This is a genomic window from Xanthobacter sp. (assembly GCF_041911315.1).
GTDB classification, from domain to species: domain Bacteria; phylum Pseudomonadota; class Alphaproteobacteria; order Rhizobiales; family Xanthobacteraceae; genus Xanthobacter; species Xanthobacter aminoxidans.
The window spans coordinates 38,564-58,325 of sequence record NZ_JAYRPE010000039.1 but is presented as its reverse complement, the minus strand read 5'-3'; the positions used below and the strand labels follow the sequence as shown (position 1 = coordinate 58,325).

The window sequence follows — 19,762 nt, the reverse complement described above, 5'->3', positions numbered from 1 at the left end:
CCGCCTATGCATTCTGCGGCGGGGTCGGAAGGGGTCGCGGGGAATGCTGGAAAATCTGACCGAACGGTCGTGGTTCGCCAATCTCGGCATGCAGGCCAAGGCCGGGCTGATCGTCGGACTCCTCATCTCCATGTTCGCCCTGCTGCTCGGCGCCAACTGGGTGACGGCCCGCATGGCGAAGACGCAGGAAGTCCGGGTGGAGGAGATCCGCCAGGTCAGCCTGCTCGCCGCCGAGGCGACGCGCGCCTTCAATCGCCGGCAGCTCGAGACCATGCGCACCGCGCTCGCCGATCCCCGCGGCCTCAAGGCCCGGCTTTCGGCGTCGACCGCGCTCACCGGCGAGAAGCTCGCGGCCCTGCGGACGGCGGTGGCGGGCGAGCCCTCGCTCCTGCCCCTCGCCGAGCGGGCCTCGCGCATTGCCGGGCGCTGGAGCGACGCGGTGGCGGCGCCCCTGCTGGCGGCGGCGGAGAAGGGGGACCCCGCCGCGATCGATGCGGCGCTACGTGTCTTTCTCGCTGCGGAAGCCAGCGAGGAGGGCTATCGCGGCATCGTCGGTGCCATCGATGAACTGAGCGCCGCTGCATCCGCCGAGATCGTCAGCGCCCAGGCCGACCTCGACCGGGCCGAGGCCATCGTCGGTGCCATCGATGTCATCGCGCTGGTGGCGACGCTGTTGGTCGCGGTGGCGGGCGTGTTCCTCGGCGCGGTTTTCATGGCCATCCCGCTGCGCCGCCTTGCCGAGCTGATGACGCGCCTCGCCGAGCATGACCACACCATCGAGGTGCCCTACGCCGAGCGCAAGGACGAGGTGGGCACGCTGGCCCGCGCGCTCCGGGTGTTCAAGGCGACCTCCATCGCGGCGCAGGATACCGACTGGGTGAAGAGCGGGCTCAACGCCATCGCCGCCCGCCTCCAGGCGCAGGAGGAGCCGCGCGCCTTCGCCGACGTGCTGCTGACCGAGCTTGCGCCGCTGCTGGGCGCGGGGGTCGGCGTGTTCTACGCCCATGACGAGGCGGCCGGGCCGGACGCGGAGGCGCTGGAACTGGTCGGCAGCTATGCCTTTTCCGAGCGGCGGCACCTGTCCACCCGCGTGCGCATCGGCGAAGGGCTCGTCGGCCAGTGCGCCCTGGAGAGGAAGACCATCGTCCTCTCGCCCGTGCCGGCCGACCATCTGCGCATCCGCACCGGCACCGGGGAGGCGTCGGCGCACTCCGTGGTCGCGGTGCCGCTGGTGCTCAAGAAGCGCCTGCTCGGCGTCATCGAGCTGGCGCTGCTCGCGCCGCTGGAGGACCGCGCCCGCAGGCTGCTCCACGAGGTCGCGCCGCTCGTCGCCCTCTCCCTCGACAATCTCGTCCGCGCCGCCCGCACCCGCGAATTGCTGGAGCAGAGCCAGAAGCAGGCGCAGGAGCTGCGCGTCGCCGAGGAGGAGCTGCGCACCCAGCAGGAAGAGCTGCGCGCCACCAACGAGCAACTGCACGAGCGCTCGCTGCGCCTCGCCGCCTCCGAGGAGGAGCTGAGGGTGCAGGCGGACGAGCTGCAGGCCTCCAACGACGTGCTGCGCCGCTCCTCGCAGGAGATGACGGAGCAGAAGGAGCTGCTGGAGGCGCTGAACCAGCAGATGGAGGCGCGGGCCGAGGAATTGCTGCGGGCCAACGAGTACAAGTCCCAGTTCCTCGCCAACATGTCCCACGAGCTGCGCACGCCGCTCAACAGCCTGCTCATCCTCTCCCAGGATCTCGCCGAGAACCGCACCGGAAATCTCGATGCCGACCAGGTGGAGGCGGCGAGCATCATCCACTCGTCCGGCTCGAACCTGCTGCGCCTCATCAACGACATCCTCGATCTCTCCAAGGTCGAGGCCGGCAAGATGGAGGTGGTGCACGAGCCGGTGAAGATCGCGAGCGTGGCGCAGCGGCTGGAGCGCAACTTCCGGCGCCTCGCGCAGGAGCGCAGGCTGCGCCTCGCGGTCTCCGTCGCCGACGCGCCGGACATGGTCTTCACCGATCCCGGCAAGCTCGACCAGATCCTCACCAACCTCGTCGGCAATGCGCTGAAGTTCACCATGCAGGGCCGGGTCTCCGTGACCTTCTCGAAGGATGAGGCCGGCAAGATCCTGAAGGTGGCGGTGGCCGACAGCGGCATCGGCATTCCCGGGGACAAGCTCGACGCCATCTTCGAGGCGTTCGAGCAGGTGGACGCCTCCACCCGCCGCCAGTTCGGCGGCACCGGCCTCGGCCTCGCCATCACCCAGCGCCTCGCCCGCCTGCTGGGCGGCAGCGTGACCGTGGAAAGCGCGCTCGGGCAGGGCTCCACCTTCACCCTGGAGATTCCGGTCGGCGAGCCGTTGCCGGACGAGGACGGGGAGGCGGCGCCCATCCCTGCGCCCGTGCCCCAGCCGGCGATGGATGCGCGTCAGGTGGCCTTCGACACGAGCCGGCAGGAGCGCGAGGCGGCCGGCCTCTCCGGCCTGCCCCCCGTTCCCGCGGTGAGCGTGGAGGACGACCGCGACCGGCTCACCCCCGGCGCCACCGTGATCCTGGTGGTGGAGGACGATCCGGTATTCGCCCGCACGCTGGTGGGGCTGGTGCGGCGCAAGGGCTATCTGGCGCTGGCGGCCGGCGACGGCGGCAGCGGCCTCGCCCTCGCCCGCACCTACAAGCCCACCGGCATCCTGCTCGACGTGATGCTGCCGGGCCTCGACGGCTGGACGGTGATCGAGCGGCTGAAGGCCGATCCCGCCACCCGGCATATTCCGGTGCATTTCGTCTCGGCGCTGGACGAGAGCCGGCGCGGCCGCGACCTCGGCGCCGTGGGCTTCCTCACCAAGCCGGTGAGCGCGGACCAGCTGTCCGAGGCGCTCGGCCTCCTCACCCATTATTCCGCCGACCGTCCCCGCCGCGTGCTGGTGGTGGACGACGACGCTGCCGCCCGCCATGCGGTACGCACGCTGCTTGCCCGCGAGAAGGCGCAGATCGTCGAGGCGGGGAGCGCCGAGGAGGCGCTGGAGGTGGTGGCGCAGGGCGATCTCGACTGCATCGTGCTCGATCTCGGCCTGCCCGGCATGTCCGGCTTCGAGCTGATCGAGCGCCTCGCCGGCGGCGGCAGGCATGTGCCGGTGGTGGTCTATTCGGGCCGCGACCTCACCACCGAGGAGCGCATGAAGCTGCGCGCCTTCACCGACGCCATCGTGGTGAAGGGCGCCCTCTCGCCCGAGCGCCTGCTGGACGAGGTGTCGCTGTTCCTCCACTCGGTGCAGCGCGAGCCGGAACAGCTCGCGGCCAATCCGGACGGGGACCTCGAAGGCCGCAAGCTGCTGCTGGTCGACGACGACATGCGCAACATCTACGCTCTCGCCAAGGTGCTGCGCGCGCGCGGCGTCAACGTGGTGCTGGCGCAGGACGGCGCCAAGGCGCTGGCGCAGCTCGACGAGCAGCCGGATATCGAGATCGTGCTGATGGACGTGATGATGCCGGTGATGGACGGCTACGAGGCGATGGCGCAGATCCGCGCCCAGCCGCGCTTCGCCAAGCTGCCGGTCATCGCCCTCACCGCCAAGGCCATGAAGGACGACCGCGAGAAGTGCCTCGCCGCCGGCGCCAGCGATTATCTCGCCAAGCCCGTGGATGTGCCGAAGCTGCTGACCATGATCCGCACCTGGCTCGCCGCGCAATGACGGGGGACATCGACGCGCCGGACGATCCGCCGCCCCCGGGTTCGGCCGCTGAGGCGCGGGATGCGCTGGCGCTGGAGACCATCGAGGTGGATCTCTTCGTGGAGGCGCTGTTCCGCCGCTACGGCTACGATTTCCGCGACTATGGCAAGGCCTCGCTGACGCGGCGGGTGCGCAACCTCGCCACCGGCTTCGGCGCCGCAACCGTCTCGGACCTCACCACCCGGATGCTGCACGCGCCCGAGCGGCTGCCCGACATCATCGCCGGCCTCTCGGTGCCGGTGTCGGAATTCTTCCGCGATCCGCACGTCTTCCTGGCGCTGAAGGAGCGGGTGTTCCCGCTGCTCGCCTCCTATCCGGAGATCAACATCTGGCAGGCCGGCTGCGCCCATGGGGAGGAGATCTATTCCCTCGCCATCCTGCTCACCGAGGCGGGGCTCTACGAGCGCACCCGCATCTTCGCCACCGACATCTCGAAGGCCGCCCTCGATCGCGCCGCGGAGGGCATCTACCCCCTTCAGGAGGCGCGCGAGGCGGGCCGGCGCTATCGCGCGGCGGGCGGGGCGGGAAGCTTCTCGGACTATTTCCACGCCCGCTACGAGCTGATGAAGCTCGACCAGAAGCTCACCGCCAACGTCACCTTCGCCGAGCACAACCTCGTCACCGACGGGGTGTTCTGCGAGGCCCATCTCATCCTGTGCCGGAACGTGCTGATCTATTTCACCACGCCGTTGCAGGACAAGGTGCTGGCACGCTTCGCCCAGAGCCTCGTGCGCGGCGGCTTCCTGTGCATCGGCACCCGCGAGAACCTTGAATTCTCGCAGGCGCGCAACCGCTTCCAGATCATCGACGGCACCGCCCAGCTCTACCGCCTGCTGCCCCGGGCGGCGGGCGGGTAGGGGCTTCCTCACACTGTCATCCCCCGGCTCGTCCGGGGGATCCACCCATCCGCTCGTCTACCTGTCAGTGATCCCACACCCCTCTTGCCCAACAGTGGATCGCCCGCACGAGGCGGGCGATGACGGCGGCGGGCGATGACGGCGGCGGGAATCGTCGGGCGTTCAGGTGCCGCGGCTTCAGCCCTTCACATAGACCCGGGTGCCGAGCGGGACGCGCTCGTAGAGGTCGATGATGTCCTGGTTGAGCAGGCGGATGCAGCCCGAGGACACCTGCTGGCCGATGCTCCACGGCTCGATGGTGCCGTGGATGCGGAACATGGTGTCGCGGTCGCCGTCATAGAGATAGAGCGCGCGCGGGCCGAGGGGATTGGTCTCGCCGCCGGGCAGGCCGGCCTGGTAAGGTCCATAGCGCGCGGGCTGGAGGCGCACCATGTTGGCGGTGGGCGTCCAGTGGGGCCACTTCTCCTTGCGCTTGATGGTGGCCCAGCCGCGGAACGAATAGCCCTGCTTGCCGACGCCCACGCCGTAGCGGATCGCCGTGCCGTTGCGGCCGATGAGGTAGAGGAAGCGCTCGTTGATATCGACCACGATGGTGCCGGGCGCGTAGCCGGCCGGGGCCGGAACCTCCTGCCGCAGCCACTTGGGGTCCACCTCGGAGAGGTCCACCGCGTCCACCGGGAAGGGCTCGCCGTCCACCGGGCCGTACATCATGTTCGCGCGGCTCAGCGGAGCCGGCGGCGGATTGGTGACGCACGCGGCCAGCGCCAGCGGCGCGCCCATGACGAACAGGCGGCGGCCGATCACGGGCACGTCGGCACCCTTCACCATTTCGGCCGTAGCTCGGGAAGCCTTGACCAGAACCTTCGGGAACAACCGGGGCAGGAACCGAGGCATGCTTTGACCACTCAGACGATGCGAGACCCTACGACGCACACAACGCACGACGCCGCGCTTCAGTTTCCTGTCTGCGCTCCGTTGCATTGAAGCCGGATAAGGTGGCGTTAAGGTTAACGCCCGAAGGTTGAAGCTCAACCTTGGGCGGGGCTGCCCAGCCATTTCCCTGATCTAGCATCTTCCCGCCGGTGGGGGGTGGCGCATGGGCCACACCCGGCCCGCCATGTGCATCGCACAAACGTGAAAGTCCTGTTGGCGACGCTGCGTCAGTCGGCGCGCCCCAGCTTCGGGCAAGCCTCGCGGCCTAGTCCTTTGCCGGCATCGCGCGCTGCACAGGGTGGCGCTGAAGCGGCGCGGCATCGCCGCCGAGGACAGGACGAACAGCATGACGGCAAGCGCGCTGCGGGCCAGGCCCGAGCCCCTGCATTCCGGGCGAGATCGGGCAGCCAGGGAATTCGGCACGGTGGCCACCGGCATTGCGGCGCAGCTGATGGCGGCTCTGCCATGGGGTGTGCTGCTGTGCGAGGGGCGCGGCCTCGCCGTGGTGCAGGCCAATGCAGCGGCCACCGAACTCCTGAACGCCGTCGCCTCGGGCCTCGCCGCATCCCCGGCGGGGCTTCAGGGGATGCCCCTCGGCGCGCTTCATCCGGCGCTGGCGGATCTCGGCCGCCACATCGCCGAGCCCGGTTTCCTGCCGCGCGAGATGACCCTCGCGGTGGCCGGCGAGACGCTGGCCGTGATCCTCTCGGCCCTGCGGGACCGGCACGGCGTCATCGCTCATGTGATGGTCACGCTGCGCGCCGACACCCCCCGCGCCGCGCTGGAGGCCCGCACGCAGCGGCTCCAGCAGATGATGGAGAACATGCCGGTGAACATCATGACCTGCGATCGCGAGACGCTGGTCATCGACTATCTGAACCGCACCAGCATCGACACCCTGCGACGCATCGACTCCCATTTGAAGGTCAAGGCCGACCAGATGCTGGGCACGTCCATCGACGTGTTCCACAAGCACCCCGCGCACCAGCGCGGCCTCCTCGCCGATCCGGCGAACCTGCCGCACAACGCGCGCATCCGGGTGGGGCCGGAGACGCTGGACCTGCGTGTCTCGGCCATCTTCAAGGCCGATGGCAGCTATGACGGCCCCATGCTGACCTGGGACGTGGTGACGGCCGCCGTCGCCACCGCCGAGGGCGTGACCGCGGTCGGCCAGGAGATGACACAGACCTCCGAGGCCGGCCAATCGGCCTCCGCCGAACTGCTCCAGCTCACCGAGCGGACTGAGGAGATGTCCACCGCCGTGTCAACGGCGGCGCAGGAGATGTCGGCCTCGTTCACCGGCATCTCGCACCAGATCGAGCGTGCCACCACCATGTCGCAGGAAGCGACCCAGCGCGCCGTGCGCACCAACGAGCTGGTGGAGAGCCTCGCCACCAGCGTCGGCCGCATCGGGAATGTCACCACCCTGATCGAGAAGATCGCGGCCCAGACCAATCTGCTCGCCCTCAACGCCACCATCGAGGCGGCACGCGTGGGCGAGGCGGGCAAGGGGTTCGCCGTGGTGGCGCAGGAGGTGAAGGCGCTGGCGCTCCAGACCGCCAAGGCGACGCAGGACATCCGCCATCAGGTGGAGCAGGTGCAGCAGGACGGCGGCGTCGCCGTCGAGGCGGTGTCCGACATCACCCGCAGCATTTCCAACCTGGGCGACCTGTTCGTGGAGCTGTCCGCGGCCATGGCGCAGCAGTCGTCCACCTCGCGCGCCGTCAGCGAAAGCATCGACGGTGTCTCCCATGCCGCGTCCGACATCCGCCGCGCGGCGGTGGGCGTGCGGTCAATTGCCGATCATGTGGCGGGCTATGCGGATCGCCTGCGCCGCGAGGTCTCGGCCCTGCTGCGCCGCTGATCGGCTCCCATCCCTCCTCCCCAAACGGAGGCGCGGCCGTTCGCCAGGCCGCGCGCCGCCTCGCCCCGCCCCCGCCCGGGCGAGGGGTGACGGCCCGCCCGCTTCCCCCGGGTGGGCCGCACGCCGTTGGGGGGCGCCGTCAGCCGGGTTCGAGGCCGAGTTCCCGGCAGGTGCCCTCGCTCTCGCGCGCCAGCTGGTCGAAATGGGCGGCGCGGTTGTTGCCCGCGCGCCAGAAGAAGCCCATGTCCCGCGTCGCCGGCCAGCCTTCCACCGTGAGCAGGGCGATGTGGTCCTGCACGCGGAATTCCGAGCGCGCGTAAAGCTCGGGGAAGAGCGACAGGCCCATGCCCATGATGACCATCTGGCGCAGGGCATCGAGGCTGGTGCCCTCGTAATCCTCCCGCACCTGGGCGCCGGAGGCGGCCGCCAGCGCCCGCGCGCTCTCGAACAGCTGATGGCCGCGCCCGAGGGTCAGCAGCCGCTCGCCCTTGAGCTGGGCGATCTCCACGCTGGCGCCGTCCGCGAGGCGATGGTCCTTGGCGGCGCCGAGATAGATGGCTTCCCGGCACAGGCGGCGGAAGGTGAGCACCGAGCCGGACAAAGGCTGCGGGCCGAGGCCGCAATCGAGATTGCCGGCGGTGACTTCCCGCTCGATCACCGAGGGGCGCTCCTCGCGGATGTAGATCTGGAGGCCGGGGTAGCGCCGGTGCAGCACCGGCAGCAGGTGGGGCAGGAAATACGGCCCGAAGGTGGGCGCGACGCCGAGCCGGATCAGCCCGCCGAGATTGTCCGCCCCGGTGGCGGCGGTGGCGACGATATCGTCCAGCGCCTGAAGCACGGCACGGGCCGAGGCGATGATCCGCTCGCCGACGGCGGTGGGGATCACACGGCCGCGCGTGCGGTCGAACAGCGGCGTGCCGAGCTGCTCCTCCAGCAGGGCCACCTGTACCGAGAGGGTCGGCTGGGAGACGTGGCAGCGCTTGGCCGCCGCGCCGAAGTGCCCGGTCTCGGCAAGGGCGACCACATATTCGAGCTGGCGATGGCGCGGCCGGAAGGGCATGGTGGTTTCATAGTCCAGAGCTATAATGAATATAGCGACTATGGATTGGAGCTATCAAGCGTCCGGCCCCATCCTTTCCCCATCGAAAGGAGGTTGTCGTGGACCAGTTCATGAAATCGCTGACGACGCGCCACAGCCTGATCGAGGAGGAGATCTCCTCCGAGCAGACGCGGCCCGAGCCCGACCGCACCCGCGTGCTCGCGCTGAAGAAGATGAAGCTCCGCCTGCGCGACCAGATCGAATATCTGCGCCGGGAGGGGGCCGACATGGCCCGCGTCGTGGTGGTCCGCCGCAAGAGGTGGGCCGAAATTCCTCTCAAGCCGGCGAGATAGGCGGCACCCGTCCCGCGCGCCTAAAGCCCGTGCGCAAAACTCCCGCGCGCCCTTGGGCGCCCGGCCCCATTCCCTCAACACGCGAGGTCCGGGCCCCTCTGACGGGCGCGGATGCGGCCCGGCCTGTCCCAGCTGCCCGGGGCAGGCCGGGTCCGTGCCCGCCCGCCATGTCGGTCCTCCTATCCGGTTTCCTGCCCGGCGCCGCGACCCTCGCGGGCCGCCGCCGCTGCCGCAGGCCACTGACAGGACCGTGCCATGGACCAGCTGATCGCTCTTCTCTTCCTCGATGTCGCCGGCAAGCCGCTCTGGCTCTGGCTCGGCTTCCTCGCCATCGTCTTTGCCCTGCTCGCCTTCGACCTCGGCGTGCTGCACCGCGACTCGCGGGAAATCGGCATCGCCGAAAGCCTCAGGCTCTCCGTCTTCTATATCGCCGTTGCGGCCGTGTTCGGCGGCTGGATCTGGGCCTCCATGGGGCCGCAGGCCGGCATGCAATACTTCACCGGCTATGCCATCGAGAAGGCGCTCTCCATCGACAACGTCTTCGTCATCTCGCTGATCTTCAGCTACTTCGCCATTCCCCGCGCCTATCAATACCGGGCGCTGGTGTGGGGCATCATCGCCGTGCTGGTGCTGCGCGGCCTCATGATCGGCGTGGGCGCGGCGCTGGTGCAGTCCTATGACTGGGTGCTGCTGCTGTTCGGCGCGTTCCTTGTCGTCACCGGCATCAAGATGCTGCTCGCCAGCGAAGGCGAGACGGACATCTCGCAGAACAAGGCGCTGCGCTTCCTCACCAGGCGCATGCGGGTGACGCCCGAGCTTCACGGCGAGCGCTTCTTCGTGCGCCAGCCCCATCCGGTCACCGGCAAGGCCGTGCTGTGGGCGACGCCGCTGTTCCTCGCCCTCGTGGTCATCAATATCGCGGACTTCGTGTTCGCGGTGGATTCGGTGCCGGCGATCTTCGCCATCACCACGGACACCTACATCGTGTTCACCGCCAACATCATGGCCATCCTCGGCCTGCGCGCCCTCTACTTCGCGCTGGCCGCCATGGTCCACCGCTTCTCGCACCTGAAGTATGCGCTCGCCGGCGTGCTCGTCTTCATCGGCGGCAAGATCTTCTGGAGCCACTTCTTCGGCAAGGTGGACCCGGCCATCTCGCTGGGCGTGACGGTGGCCATGATCGCCGCCGGCATCCTCTTCTCCCTCTGGCGCACCGGCGGCGGGACGGACGTGAAGCACGCGGCGTGATCTGCCTGAAACGAAAGAAGCCCCGTCCGGCCGGACGGGGCTTCTGCTTTTTCGGGGGCAGGCTCAGAAGGCGAGGGCCCTCAGAACGCGAGGGCTTTGGCCGCCTTCACCTGCGGCAGGGCCTGCACCTTGGCGAGCAGCTCGGCGGGCACCGCGCCATCTACCGCCACCAGCGCGATGGCATCGCCGCCCGCATGGTCGCGGCCGAGGGCGAAGGTGGCGATGTTGATGCCGGCATCGCCGAGCAGGCCCGCGAAGCGGCCGATGAAGCCGGGCTTGTCCTCGTTGGTCACATAGACCATGGCGGGGGCGAACTCGGCATCCACCTTGATGCCCTTGATGTTGACGATGCGCGGATGCCCGTCCGCGAACACCGTGCCGGAGACGGAGCGCTCGAACTGCTCCGTCACGACCGTCACCGTGATCAGGCTCTCATAATCGCCGGTGGCGGCGCGGGTGGTCTCCTCGATCACCACGCCGCGCTCCTTGGCGACGGAGGGGGCGGAGACCACGTTGATGTCGGCCAGCGCCGGGCGCAGCAGGCCGGCCACGGCGGCGGAGGTCAGCGCCTTCACCTTCAGGTCCGCCACCGCGCCCTCATAGATGATGCGCACGGTCTTGATGTCGGTGTCGGTGAGCTGGCCGGCGAACGAGCCGAGCTTTTCCGCCAGCTCGATGAAGGGCTTCAGCTTCGGCGCCTCTTCCGCGGTGATGGAGGGGAAGTTCACCGCGTTGGAGATGGCGCCGGTGAGGAGATAGTCGCTCATCTGCTCTGCCACCTGCAGCGCGACATTCTCCTGCGCCTCGGTGGTGGCGGCGCCGAGGTGGGGTGTGCAGACCACGTTGGGATGGCCGAACAGCGGGTTGGTCTCCGCCGGCTCGATGGTGAACACGTCGAAGGCGGCGCCGGCCACGTGCTTCGAGTCGAGGGCGGCGCGCAGGGCCTCCTCGTCCACCAGTCCGCCGCGGGCGCAGTTGATGATGCGCACGCCCTTCTTGGTCTTGGCGAGGTTCTCGGCCGAGAGGATGTTCTTGGTCTTCTCGGTGAGGGGCGTGTGCAGGGTGATGAAATCGGCGCGGGCGAGGAGGTCGTCCAGCTCCACCTTCTCCACGCCGAGGTCCAGGGCGCGCTCGGGCGAGAGGAAGGGGTCGAAGGCGATGACCTTCATCTTCAGCCCCACCCCGCGCTCGGCGACGATGGAGCCGATGTTGCCGCAGCCGATGATGCCGAGGGTCTTGCCCGTCACCTCGACGCCCATGAAGCGGTTCTTTTCCCACTTGCCGGCCTGGGTGGAGGCGTCCGCCGCCGGGATCTCGCGGGCGAGGGCGAACATCATGGCGATGGCATGCTCGGCGGTGGTGATGGAATTGCCGAACGGCGTGTTCATCACGATCACGCCCTTGGCGGTCGCGGCCGGCAGGTCCACGTTGTCCACGCCGATGCCGGCGCGGCCGATGACCTTGAGGCGGTTGGCCTTCTCCAGGATCTTCGGCGTCACCTTGGTGGCCGAGCGGATGGCGAGGCCGTCATAATTGCCGATGATCTCGGCCAGCTTGTCCTTGTCCTTGCCGAGGTCGGGCTGGAAATCCACCTCGACGCCGCGGTCCTTGAAGATCTGGATGGCGGCGGGGGAGAGCTTGTCGGAGATGAGAACGCGGGGTGCCATGGGATGGGCTCCGGAATGGTGCGGATGAGCCGAACCGCGCGCGCAGCCGTCATGGCCGGGCTTGTCCCGGCCATCCACGTGGATGGTCCGGGCGCACCTTCGGCCGTGGCGCCGGCGGCTCGACGTGGATGCCCGGGACAAGCCCGGGCATGACGATGTTCAGGAGGCGGCGCAGGCCGCCGCAGTCATCCGATCGAAATCACGCGGCCGAAATCACGCCGCCTTCGGCAGCGCGGACTTCGCCTCGTTGAAGGCCCAGTCGAGCCAGTGGGTCAGGGCTTCCACGTCGGCGCGCTCGACGGTCGCTCCACACCAGATGCGCAGGCCGGGAGGGGCATCGCGATAGGCGCCAATGTCGTAGGCGATGCCGCCCTTCTCAAGGCCCGAGGCGATGGCCTTGGCGAAGGCCGCCTGCGCGTCGGCGGGAAGCGCGGTCACGTCCGCATCCACCACCTTCAGGCACACCGAGGTGTTGGAGCGCGTCACCGGATCGGTGGCGAGGAAGTCCACCCACGGGGTGCGGTGCACCCACTGGGCGATGGCCTCGAAGTTGCGGTTGGACCGCTCCTGGAGCGCCGACAGGCCGCCGATGTTCTTCGACCACTTGAGCGCATCGAGATAGTCTTCGACGCACAGCATGGACGGGGTGTTGATGGTCTCGCCCTCGAAGATGCCTTCGATGAGCTTGCCGCCCTTGGTCATGCGGAAGATCTTGGGCAGGGGCCACGCGGGCTTGTAGCTCTCCAGCCGCTCCACCGCGCGGGGGGAGAGGATGAGCATGCCGTGGGCCGCCTCGCCGCCGAGCACCTTCTGCCAGGAGAAGGTGACCACATCGAGCTTGGCGAAATCGAGCTTCTGCGCGAACGCCGCCGAGGTGGCGTCGCAGATGGTCAGGCCCTCGCGGTCAGCCGGAATCCAGTCCGCGTCCGGCACCATGACGCCGGAGGTGGTGCCGTTCCAGGTGAAGACCACGTCGTGGGTGAAATCGACGCTCTTGAGGTCCGGCAGCGCGCCGTAGGGGGCGGTCAGCGCGCGGGCATCGGTGAGCTTCAACTGCTTGACGACATCCGTCACCCAGCCCTCGCCGAAGCTTTCCCAGGCCAGCATGTCCACCGGCCGCGCGCCGAGCACGGACCACAGCACCATTTCCACGGCGCCGGTATCGGAAGCGGGGACGATGCCGATGCGGTAGTCGGCTGGGACTTCCAGCACCTCACGGGTGAGGTCGATGGCTTCCTTCAGCTTCACCTTGCCAACCTTGGCGCGGTGCGAGCGGCCGAGGGGAGCGTCGGAAAGCCCTTCCAGCGTCCAGCCGGGACGCTTGGCGCAGGGGCCGGAGGAAAAATTGGGGTTCTCCGGACGCGTGGCCGGAGCAGGATTCGTCGTCATGTAATCCATCCTTACAGATGGGCGCCTCCCGTTGGGGGGAGGTGTCCCGCGGATGGGGTTACGCCTGAGGGGGTGGGGCGTCAAGGGCGATGAGGGGACGGGTGCCGAAGGCTTGATCTTGGCGCTGAATTCGGGGGCAGGTGCATCGACCCGGTTCACCTATATCCAATGCTGCCATGTGAAAAATCTCGCGGTGGCTAGACACATCAGCGATGCGCCTAAGAACCCTAAAAACAGGCAACGCACTTGCATTCTCATTGCGAACGCAATGGCTGCTTCATCGCGGACACCGACGTTCCTCCAAGCTTTTTCCTTCCGCGTTCTGGTATCTGCCATCGAGAAGAAAAACGCTATGATATGCTGGCGCGACCATTCTGGGATTTTTGTTCGTATCCTATTTATGAAATAAATGGAGATATAGGCATAAGTGGAAAGCGTGACTATAAATATGATGTAGAAAAATGGATTAAAGCTGTCTTGTATCATGGCGCATCATTCCGGTGCGGCTATCCATGTTCTCAATCATTCCCATCAAACCGCGCATCATCGCCGATCAGCTCGTGCCGCAGCATCTTGATGATGGGAAAGCCATAGCCTGAGCCGGGCTCGCCCCAGCGCAGCCGGCCTTCCTTGTGGGCGTCGCTCATGTAGAGGCGGGAGCCGATCGCCTGCAGGGTGAGATGGAGCGCCTGCACGGAATCAAGGCCGTAGGTAGTGTTCACCGCGACTCCCTCCGGCCAGTGAATCTCGGCGCGGCAGCTCCAGTCCACAGTACCTTCCACCGGTGCGAAGATGCGCACGGGGACGGCCACCTCGGTGCCGTCCTGAAAGAGCATCAGCACCCGTTCGGCGATCATCATGACGCCCCCTCCGCCGCCTCCACCCGCCGCGCCTTCACCCTAACCCCCACGAACGCCGCGATGAACACGCCCGTCATCAGCAGCACGATGGTCGGCGCCGGGGCGCTGTCGAGGAAGAAGGAGAGGTAGACGCCGGCGAGCGAGCAGGAGACGGCCACCAGAACCGACACGGTGAGCATCCAGCCGAAGCGCTTCGTAACGAGAAACGCGATGGCCCCCGGCGCAATGAGCAGCGCAACGGCGAGGATGATGCCCACGGCTTTCAGCGCCGCGACGATGGTCAGCGAGAGCATCACCAAGAGGCCGTAATGCAAAAGGCCGGTGTGGAGCCCCACCGCCTTCGCCTGCGCGGGGTCGAAGGCGTTCAGCAGCAAATCGCGCCATTTGGCCAGCAGCACCAGAGTCACGAGCCCGGCGATGATCGCGCTCTCGGCGATGTCGCCCCAGCTCACGCCCAGCATGTCGCCGAAGAGGATATGGTCGAGGTGCACGTCGGTCTGGATCTTGGTGTAGAGCACCAGTCCCAGCCCGAACATGCCGGAGAAGACCACGCCCATCACCGTGTCTTCCTTCACCCGGCTGTTGGCCTTGAGATAGCCGGTGCCGAGCGCGCAGATCATGCCCGCCACGAAGGCGCCGAAGGCCAGCGGCAGGCCGGCCATGTAGGCCAGCACCACGCCCGGCAGCACCGCATGGGAGACGGCATCTCCCATCAGCGACCAGCCCTTCAGCACCAGGAAGCAGGAGAGCAGCGCCATGGGCACCGCTACCAGCGCGGCGATGACGAGGGCGGTCTGCATGAAATCGAACTGGAAGGGGGCGAGAAGGCTCATGCCGCGCCCTCCCTCAAGGCTTCCGCCGCCTGCCGCCGCGCCGCCAGCACGCCGTGCTTGGGGGCGAAGACGAAGGCGAGGAGGAAGATCAGCGTCTGCAACACCACGATGATGCCGCCCGTTGCCCCATCAAGGAAATAGGAGGCATAGGCGCCGACGAAGCAGGTCGTCGCGCCGATGGCCACCGACAAGGCGATGAGGCGGGGGAAGCGGTCGGTGAGGAGATAGGCCGTGGCGCCCGGCGTCACCACCATGGCGATGACGAGGAAGGCCCCCACCGTCTGCAAGGCCGCCACCGTTGAGGCGGCGAGCAGGGTGAAGAACATCACCTTGAGCGCGGTGGGTTTCAGGCCGATGGAGCGGGCGTGGCTCTCGTCGAAGAAGGTCACCATCAGGTCCTTCCAGAACACGAGCAGCAAAGCGAGCGAGACGAAGCCGATGATGGCGAGTTGCAGCGTGTCGGCGGGCGAGATGGCGAGGATGTTGCCGAGCACGATGGTCTGCACGTTCACCGAGGTCGGCGACAGCGAGACCATGAACAGGCCAAGCCCGAAGAAGGAGGTGAAGATGAGACCGATGACCGCATCCTCCTTCAGCTTGGTCCGCTCCTGCAAAAACAGCATCGCCCCCGCCGCCAGCGCCCCGGCGAAGAAGGCACCCACCGAGAAGGGCAGCCCCAGCATGTAGGCCCCCGCGACGCCCGGCACGATGGAGTGCGAGAGGGCATCGCCGATCAGCGACCAGCCCTTGAGCATCAGGAAGGCCGAAAGGAAGGCGCACACGGCACCCACCAGCGCCGACACCCACATGGCGTTGACCATGTAGGAATAGGTGAAGGGTTCGAGGAGGAGGGTCATGGCGTTGCCCCCCGGCGCCGGCCCGTATCCCGGCCGACCGCAGCGGCGCGTGAGCGGCGCGGAGGGAGAGCCGGGATCCAGCGCAAGAACGTGCCGAAGGCGCCTTGTGGCGAATGCCGCTGGATTGGGACTGCTGCGCAGGAGTCTTGCGCTGGGCCCCGGCTCAGCGCTCCCGCTGCGCGGTCGCTTGTCCGGGGCGCGAGGACGGTTCCGGGTGCGCCCATCACCCGATCCCCTCGCTCGATCCCGCCGTGCCGCTCTGGGCGGGGCGGTCCTTGTAGAGGACTAGGGGGCGCTCGTCGTCGGTGAGCACGCCCAGCGTGCCTGGGGTGGCGGCGTGGGTCTCGTCCAGCACGAAATGGCGCAGCACGCCGCCGAAGGCCTTTTCGAGGTTGGCTTGTGTGAACACCTCGGAGGTGAGGCCGTAGGCGAGCACGGTGCCCTTCACCAGCACGGTGCGATCGCAGAACTCCGGCACCGAGCCGAGATTGTGGGTGGAGACCAGCATCACCCGCCCCTCGTCGCGCAGGGCGCGCAGGAGGCCGATGATGGCGTCCTCGGTCTTCACGTCCACGCCGGTGAAGGGCTCGTCGAGCAGGATCACGCGGGCGTCCTGCGCCAGCGCGCGGGCGAGGAAGACGCGCTTCCGCTGCCCGCCGGAGAGCTCGCCGATCTGGCGCTTGCGGAAATCCAGCATGTTGACGCGGGAGAGCGCCGCCTCCACCGCCGCGCGGTCGGCGGTGCCGGGCATGCGCAGGAAATTCATGTGGCCGTAGCGGCCCATCATCACCACGTCCTCGACCAGCACGGGGAAGGTCCAGTCCACCTCCTCGGCCTGCGGCACATAGGCGACCACGTTGCGCTTCAGCGCCTCGGGCACGCTCATGCCGAGAATGCGCACCTCGCCCCGCGCCGCCTTGAGGAAGCCCATGATGGTCTTGAACAGGGTGGACTTGCCCGAGCCGTTGACCCCCACCAGAGCGGTGATGGTGCCGGTGGGAATGGCGAAGCTCGCATCGCGCAGGGCGGTGTGCCCGTTGCGATAGGTGACGGTGACGTGCTCCACCAGGATGCCGGCGCCGGCCTCGGCGAGGTTCTGGCGCGAAAGGGGGGCGTTCATGGCTTGGCGCTCCCGGTCAGCCCGGCGGCGATGGTGCCGCTCGTCACCTTCAGGAGGTCGAGATAGGTGGGCACCGGGCCGGAGGGGTCGGAGAGGGAGTCCACATAAAGCACGCCGCCGTAGCGCGCGCCGGTCTCCCGCGCCACCTGCTTGGCCGGCTCGGCGGAGATGGTGCTTTCCGAGAAGATGACCGGGATGTGGTCCTTCCGCATCAGGTCCACCACGCGGCGCACCTGCTGGGGCGTGCCCTGCTGGTCGGCGTTGATGGGCCAGAGATAGAGCGGCTTCAACCCGAAGTCGCGGGCGAGGTAGGAGAAGGCGCCCTCGCTGGTGACGAGCCAGCGCTGCTCGGCCGGCACCTTCTCCAGCTCGGCGCGGATGGGGTCGATGGCGGCGGTGATCTTCGCCTTATAGGCGGCGGCATTGGCCGTGTAGGTCGCGGCGTTGGCCGGATCGTACTTCACCAGCGCGTCGCGGATGTTGTCCACGTAGATCAGCGCGGCGGAGGGTGACATCCAGGCGTGGGGGTTCGGCTTGCCGCTGTAGGGGCCGTCCGTGATGCCCATGGGCTCGACGCCCTGTGACACCACCACGCTCGGCACGTTCTTGAGGCGCGAGAAGAATTTCTCGAACCACAGTTCCAGGTTCAGCCCGTTCCACAGGATCAGGTTCGCGCCCTGCGCCTTGATGAGGTCGCCGGGGGTGGGCTGGTAATTATGGATCTCGGCGCCGGGCTTGGTGATGCTCTCCACCTGGGCGGCGTCGCCCGCCACGTTCTTCGCCATGTCGGCGATGACGGTGAAGGTGGTGACCACCTTGAACGGCGCGGCCGCGCGGGCGGGGTTCGAGACGAAGAAGGCCGCCGCGGCGGCGAGGGCGAGCGCCGGAAAATGCCGGCGGGACAGGACAAAGGCGTCGGGCACGGGAATGCTCCGGTCCGGCGGTCGTGACGGGCGCGGCCGCCTTAGTTGCGATCAATTCGCAAAAATTACCGCACCCTTCCTGCAATTGCAACTTATTCGCAATAAAGGTCGAGCTACAGCGTCTCTTTCTGCGCCGCGGCCGCCGGCTCCGCAAGACCGGGCCCAGCGTCAACAGGGCCCGCGGTGTCCGTGGAAACCGAGGGACCGGCCCGGTTTCCGCCTTCCACCGCCTGCTCTGCGGCGGCCGCGCCGGCGATGTCGTTCTGGGAGGTCTCCAGCACGTGCGCCAGCATGCCGCGCGCCACCTCCCGCTCGCCCATGATGATGAAGTTGGCCCCGCTCTGGCGCAGGTGCTCCACCTCCGCATCCGAATGGGCGCGGGCGACGATCTCGATGGCGGGATTGAGCTGGCGTGCCTTCTTCAGCACGTTGCTCGCCTCGAACCCGTCCGGGATGGCGAGGATGATGCGGCGCGCCCCGGCGACATTGGCCGCCGCGATGGCGGGCGCGGAGGCGGCGTTGGCGTTCACCGCTTCGATGTCCAGGCGCTTCAGCTCCTCCAGCCGGTCGCCCTGGTCCTCGATGACGAGGAAGGGCGTGCCCGCCGCCTTCAGCCCGTCGGCGACGAGGCGGCCCACCCGGCCGTAGCCGACGAGCACGGTGTGGTTGGAGAGTGCGGTCGCCGGCAACTCCGGAACGGGCTTCGGCGCCGGCGCGGCCGCCTTCTCGGGCCGCAGCGGCGCATGGCGCGCGCGGTAGCGGTCCAGCACCAGGAAGAAGAAGGGGTTGGCGAGGATGGAGATGATCGCCGCGGCGAGGATCAGGTCGCGTCCCTCGGCTGGCAGCAATTGCAGGTCCACGCCCAGCGCCACGAGGATGAAGGAGAATTCGCCGATCTGCGCCAGCGAGGCCGAGATGGTGAGCGCCGTTGAATTGCCGTAGCCGAACGCCCGCACGATGAGGAAGGCGGCGAGCGACTTGCCGACGAGCACGATCAGCACCGTCACCAGCAGCGAGACCGGGCTCTTCACCACGATGGAGGGGTCCACCAGCATGCCCACCGAGACGAAGAACAGCACGGCGAAGGCGTCGCGCAGGGGCAGCGTCTCCTCGGCGGCGCGGTGGGAGAGGGGGCTCTCGCTCAGCACCATGCCGGCGAAGAAGGCGCCGAGCGCGAACGAGACGCCGAACAGCTTGGCCGAGCCGAACGCCACGCCCAGCGCGATGGCCAGCACCGCCAGGCGGAACAGCTCGCGCGAGCCGATGTGCGCCACCCAGTGCATGATCCAGGGAATGACGCGGCGGCCCACCACCAGCATCAGCACCACGAAGCCGGCGACCTTCACCAGCGTGACGGCGAGGGTGGTCCAGACATCGCCGCCGAGGCCCAGCCAGTCGATGGTGCCGGTGGTGACGGTCCGGCCGCCGAGCGCGCCGGACAAAGCGGGCAGCAGCACCAGCGCGAGGACCATGGCGAGGTCCTCGACGATGAGCCAGCCCACCGCGATGCGCCCCTGCTCGCTCTCCACCATCCGCCGCTCCTGCAAGGCGCGCAAAAGCACGACGGTGGAGGCGACGGACAGAGCGATGCCGAAGACGAGGCCGGCGCCGAGATTCCATCCCAGAGCCCAGGCGAGCCCCATGCCCATGACGGTCGCCGCCGTGATCTGCACGATGGCGCCGGGGATGGCGATGGCTTTCACCGAGAGGAGATCGGACAAGGAAAAGTGCAGGCCGACGCCGAACATGAGAAGGATGACGCCGATCTCCGCCAGCTCCAGCGCCAGATGCTCGTCGGCCACGAAGCCGGGGGTGAACGGCCCCACGAGCACGCCGGCGAGGAGATAGCCCACCAGCGGCGACAGCTTGAGGCGCTGCGCGATGGCACCGAGCACGAAGGCGAGGACGAAGGCCCCGACGAGGGTCGCAATGAGCGGCGTGTCGTGGGGCAAGCGTGTCCTCCATGCTGCAATGGCGCCGCCACACGCCTTAGGGCGCAGCATGACGACAGGTCTGGGATGAGGGCCAGTGCGACGGCTGCCGCGACCCGACTTCATGATGCGCGCAGAACACGGCGCTGTCATGGCAGAGGTAACGGAGCGGCAGG

Annotated in this window: 15 protein-coding genes; 5 read left to right on the top strand and 10 right to left on the bottom strand. The window is 68.2% G+C overall.

Annotated elements, in window-relative coordinates; translation table 11 throughout:
• Positions 1–43 precede the first annotated feature (43 nt).
• Positions 44–3,673, top strand: coding sequence for a response regulator (locus ACE3QW_RS12375; protein WP_374251704.1), 3,630 nt, complete (start codon positions 44–46; stop codon positions 3,671–3,673).
• On the top strand, positions 3,670–4,569 hold the full coding sequence (locus tag ACE3QW_RS12370; protein ID WP_374251703.1) for a protein-glutamate O-methyltransferase CheR: 900 nt from the start codon (positions 3,670–3,672) through the stop codon (positions 4,567–4,569). Before ACE3QW_RS12375 ends, ACE3QW_RS12370 begins: the two co-directional genes overlap by 4 nt.
• A gap of 177 nt (positions 4,570–4,746) precedes the next feature.
• On the opposite strand, the gene ACE3QW_RS12365 is transcribed toward ACE3QW_RS12370, so the two are convergent.
• A complete protein-coding gene (locus ACE3QW_RS12365) occupies positions 4,747–5,397 on the bottom strand; it encodes a L,D-transpeptidase (RefSeq protein ID WP_250165058.1) in 651 nt (216 codons plus the stop codon).
• A gap of 529 nt (positions 5,398–5,926) precedes the next feature.
• Between ACE3QW_RS12365 and ACE3QW_RS12360 the strand changes: the two genes are divergently transcribed.
• The gene (locus ACE3QW_RS12360; RefSeq protein ID WP_374251702.1) at positions 5,927–7,366 is read left to right on the top strand and encodes a methyl-accepting chemotaxis protein; all 1,440 of its coding nucleotides are present in this window, start codon (positions 5,927–5,929) and stop codon (positions 7,364–7,366) included.
• Positions 7,367–7,505: 139 nt separating this feature from the next.
• Here the strand turns inward: ACE3QW_RS12360 and ACE3QW_RS12355 are convergent, their stop codons facing one another.
• Positions 7,506–8,426, bottom strand: coding sequence for a hydrogen peroxide-inducible genes activator (locus ACE3QW_RS12355; RefSeq protein ID WP_029556808.1), 921 nt, complete (start codon positions 8,424–8,426; stop codon positions 7,506–7,508).
• Positions 8,427–8,524: 98 nt separating this feature from the next.
• Here ACE3QW_RS12355 and ACE3QW_RS12350 point away from each other — a divergent pair, with 98 nt between their 5' ends.
• On the top strand, positions 8,525–8,758 hold the full coding sequence (locus ACE3QW_RS12350; protein WP_024277194.1) for a YdcH family protein: 234 nt from the start codon (positions 8,525–8,527) through the stop codon (positions 8,756–8,758).
• A gap of 255 nt (positions 8,759–9,013) precedes the next feature.
• Positions 9,014–10,006 carry a TerC family protein gene (locus ACE3QW_RS12345; protein ID WP_374251701.1) on the top strand — a complete coding sequence of 331 codons (993 nt, stop codon included), beginning with the start codon at positions 9,014–9,016 and terminating at the stop codon, positions 10,004–10,006.
• A gap of 80 nt (positions 10,007–10,086) precedes the next feature.
• Here the strand turns inward: ACE3QW_RS12345 and serA are convergent, their stop codons facing one another.
• The 8 genes from serA to ybaL all read right to left on the bottom strand — a co-directional run bounded on the left by serA (position 10,087) and on the right by ybaL (position 19,607).
• A complete protein-coding gene (gene serA, locus ACE3QW_RS12340; RefSeq protein ID WP_250165062.1) occupies positions 10,087–11,673 on the bottom strand; it encodes a phosphoglycerate dehydrogenase in 1,587 nt (528 codons plus the stop codon).
• Positions 11,674–11,886: 213 nt separating this feature from the next.
• Positions 11,887–13,062 (bottom strand): phosphoserine transaminase, encoded by a 1,176-nt coding sequence (locus ACE3QW_RS12335; RefSeq protein ID WP_374251700.1) that lies wholly within the window; start codon positions 13,060–13,062, stop codon positions 11,887–11,889.
• Between the two features lie 518 nt (positions 13,063–13,580).
• Complete coding sequence (locus ACE3QW_RS12330) at positions 13,581–13,922, bottom strand: hypothetical protein (RefSeq protein WP_374251699.1); 342 nt, start codon at positions 13,920–13,922, stop codon at positions 13,581–13,583.
• A complete protein-coding gene (locus tag ACE3QW_RS12325; protein WP_374251698.1) occupies positions 13,919–14,755 on the bottom strand; it encodes a metal ABC transporter permease in 837 nt (278 codons plus the stop codon). Before ACE3QW_RS12325 ends, ACE3QW_RS12330 begins: the two co-directional genes overlap by 4 nt.
• The gene (locus ACE3QW_RS12320) at positions 14,752–15,612 is read right to left on the bottom strand and encodes a metal ABC transporter permease (protein WP_374251697.1); all 861 of its coding nucleotides are present in this window, start codon (positions 15,610–15,612) and stop codon (positions 14,752–14,754) included. Before ACE3QW_RS12320 ends, ACE3QW_RS12325 begins: the two co-directional genes overlap by 4 nt.
• A gap of 223 nt (positions 15,613–15,835) precedes the next feature.
• Positions 15,836–16,732, bottom strand: a complete 897-nt coding sequence (locus ACE3QW_RS12315) for a manganese/iron ABC transporter ATP-binding protein (protein WP_374251696.1) — start codon at positions 16,730–16,732, stop codon at positions 15,836–15,838.
• Positions 16,729–17,655 (bottom strand): metal ABC transporter substrate-binding protein, encoded by a 927-nt coding sequence (locus ACE3QW_RS12310; protein ID WP_347881293.1) that lies wholly within the window; start codon positions 17,653–17,655, stop codon positions 16,729–16,731. Before ACE3QW_RS12310 ends, ACE3QW_RS12315 begins: the two co-directional genes overlap by 4 nt.
• Positions 17,656–17,768: 113 nt before the next feature.
• A complete protein-coding gene (gene ybaL / locus ACE3QW_RS12305) occupies positions 17,769–19,607 on the bottom strand; it encodes a YbaL family putative K(+) efflux transporter (protein WP_374251695.1) in 1,839 nt (612 codons plus the stop codon).
• Positions 19,608–19,762: the final 155 nt, after the last annotated feature.

What these genes read in the sequence shown, in the direction of transcription:
- ACE3QW_RS12375 (WP_374251704.1), top strand. Translation starts at nt 44, where the DNA reads ATGCTGGAAAATCTGACCGAACGGTCGTGGTTCGCCAATCTCGGCATG.
- ACE3QW_RS12370 (WP_374251703.1), top strand. Translation starts at nt 3,670, where the DNA reads ATGACGGGGGACATCGACGCGCCGGACGATCCGCCGCCCCCGGGTTCG.
- ACE3QW_RS12365 (WP_250165058.1), bottom strand. Translation starts at nt 5,397, where the DNA reads ATGGTGAAGGGTGCCGACGTGCCCGTGATCGGCCGCCGCCTGTTCGTC.
- ACE3QW_RS12355 (WP_029556808.1), bottom strand. Translation starts at nt 8,426, where the DNA reads ATGCCCTTCCGGCCGCGCCATCGCCAGCTCGAATATGTGGTCGCCCTT.
- ACE3QW_RS12345 (WP_374251701.1), top strand. Translation starts at nt 9,014, where the DNA reads ATGGACCAGCTGATCGCTCTTCTCTTCCTCGATGTCGCCGGCAAGCCG.
- serA (WP_250165062.1), bottom strand. Translation starts at nt 11,673, where the DNA reads ATGGCACCCCGCGTTCTCATCTCCGACAAGCTCTCCCCCGCCGCCATC.
- ACE3QW_RS12335 (WP_374251700.1), bottom strand. Translation starts at nt 13,062, where the DNA reads ATGACGACGAATCCTGCTCCGGCCACGCGTCCGGAGAACCCCAATTTT.
- ACE3QW_RS12330 (WP_374251699.1), bottom strand. Translation starts at nt 13,922, where the DNA reads ATGATGATCGCCGAACGGGTGCTGATGCTCTTTCAGGACGGCACCGAG.
- ACE3QW_RS12325 (WP_374251698.1), bottom strand. Translation starts at nt 14,755, where the DNA reads ATGAGCCTTCTCGCCCCCTTCCAGTTCGATTTCATGCAGACCGCCCTC.
- ACE3QW_RS12320 (WP_374251697.1), bottom strand. Translation starts at nt 15,612, where the DNA reads ATGACCCTCCTCCTCGAACCCTTCACCTATTCCTACATGGTCAACGCC.
- ACE3QW_RS12315 (WP_374251696.1), bottom strand. Translation starts at nt 16,732, where the DNA reads ATGAACGCCCCCCTTTCGCGCCAGAACCTCGCCGAGGCCGGCGCCGGC.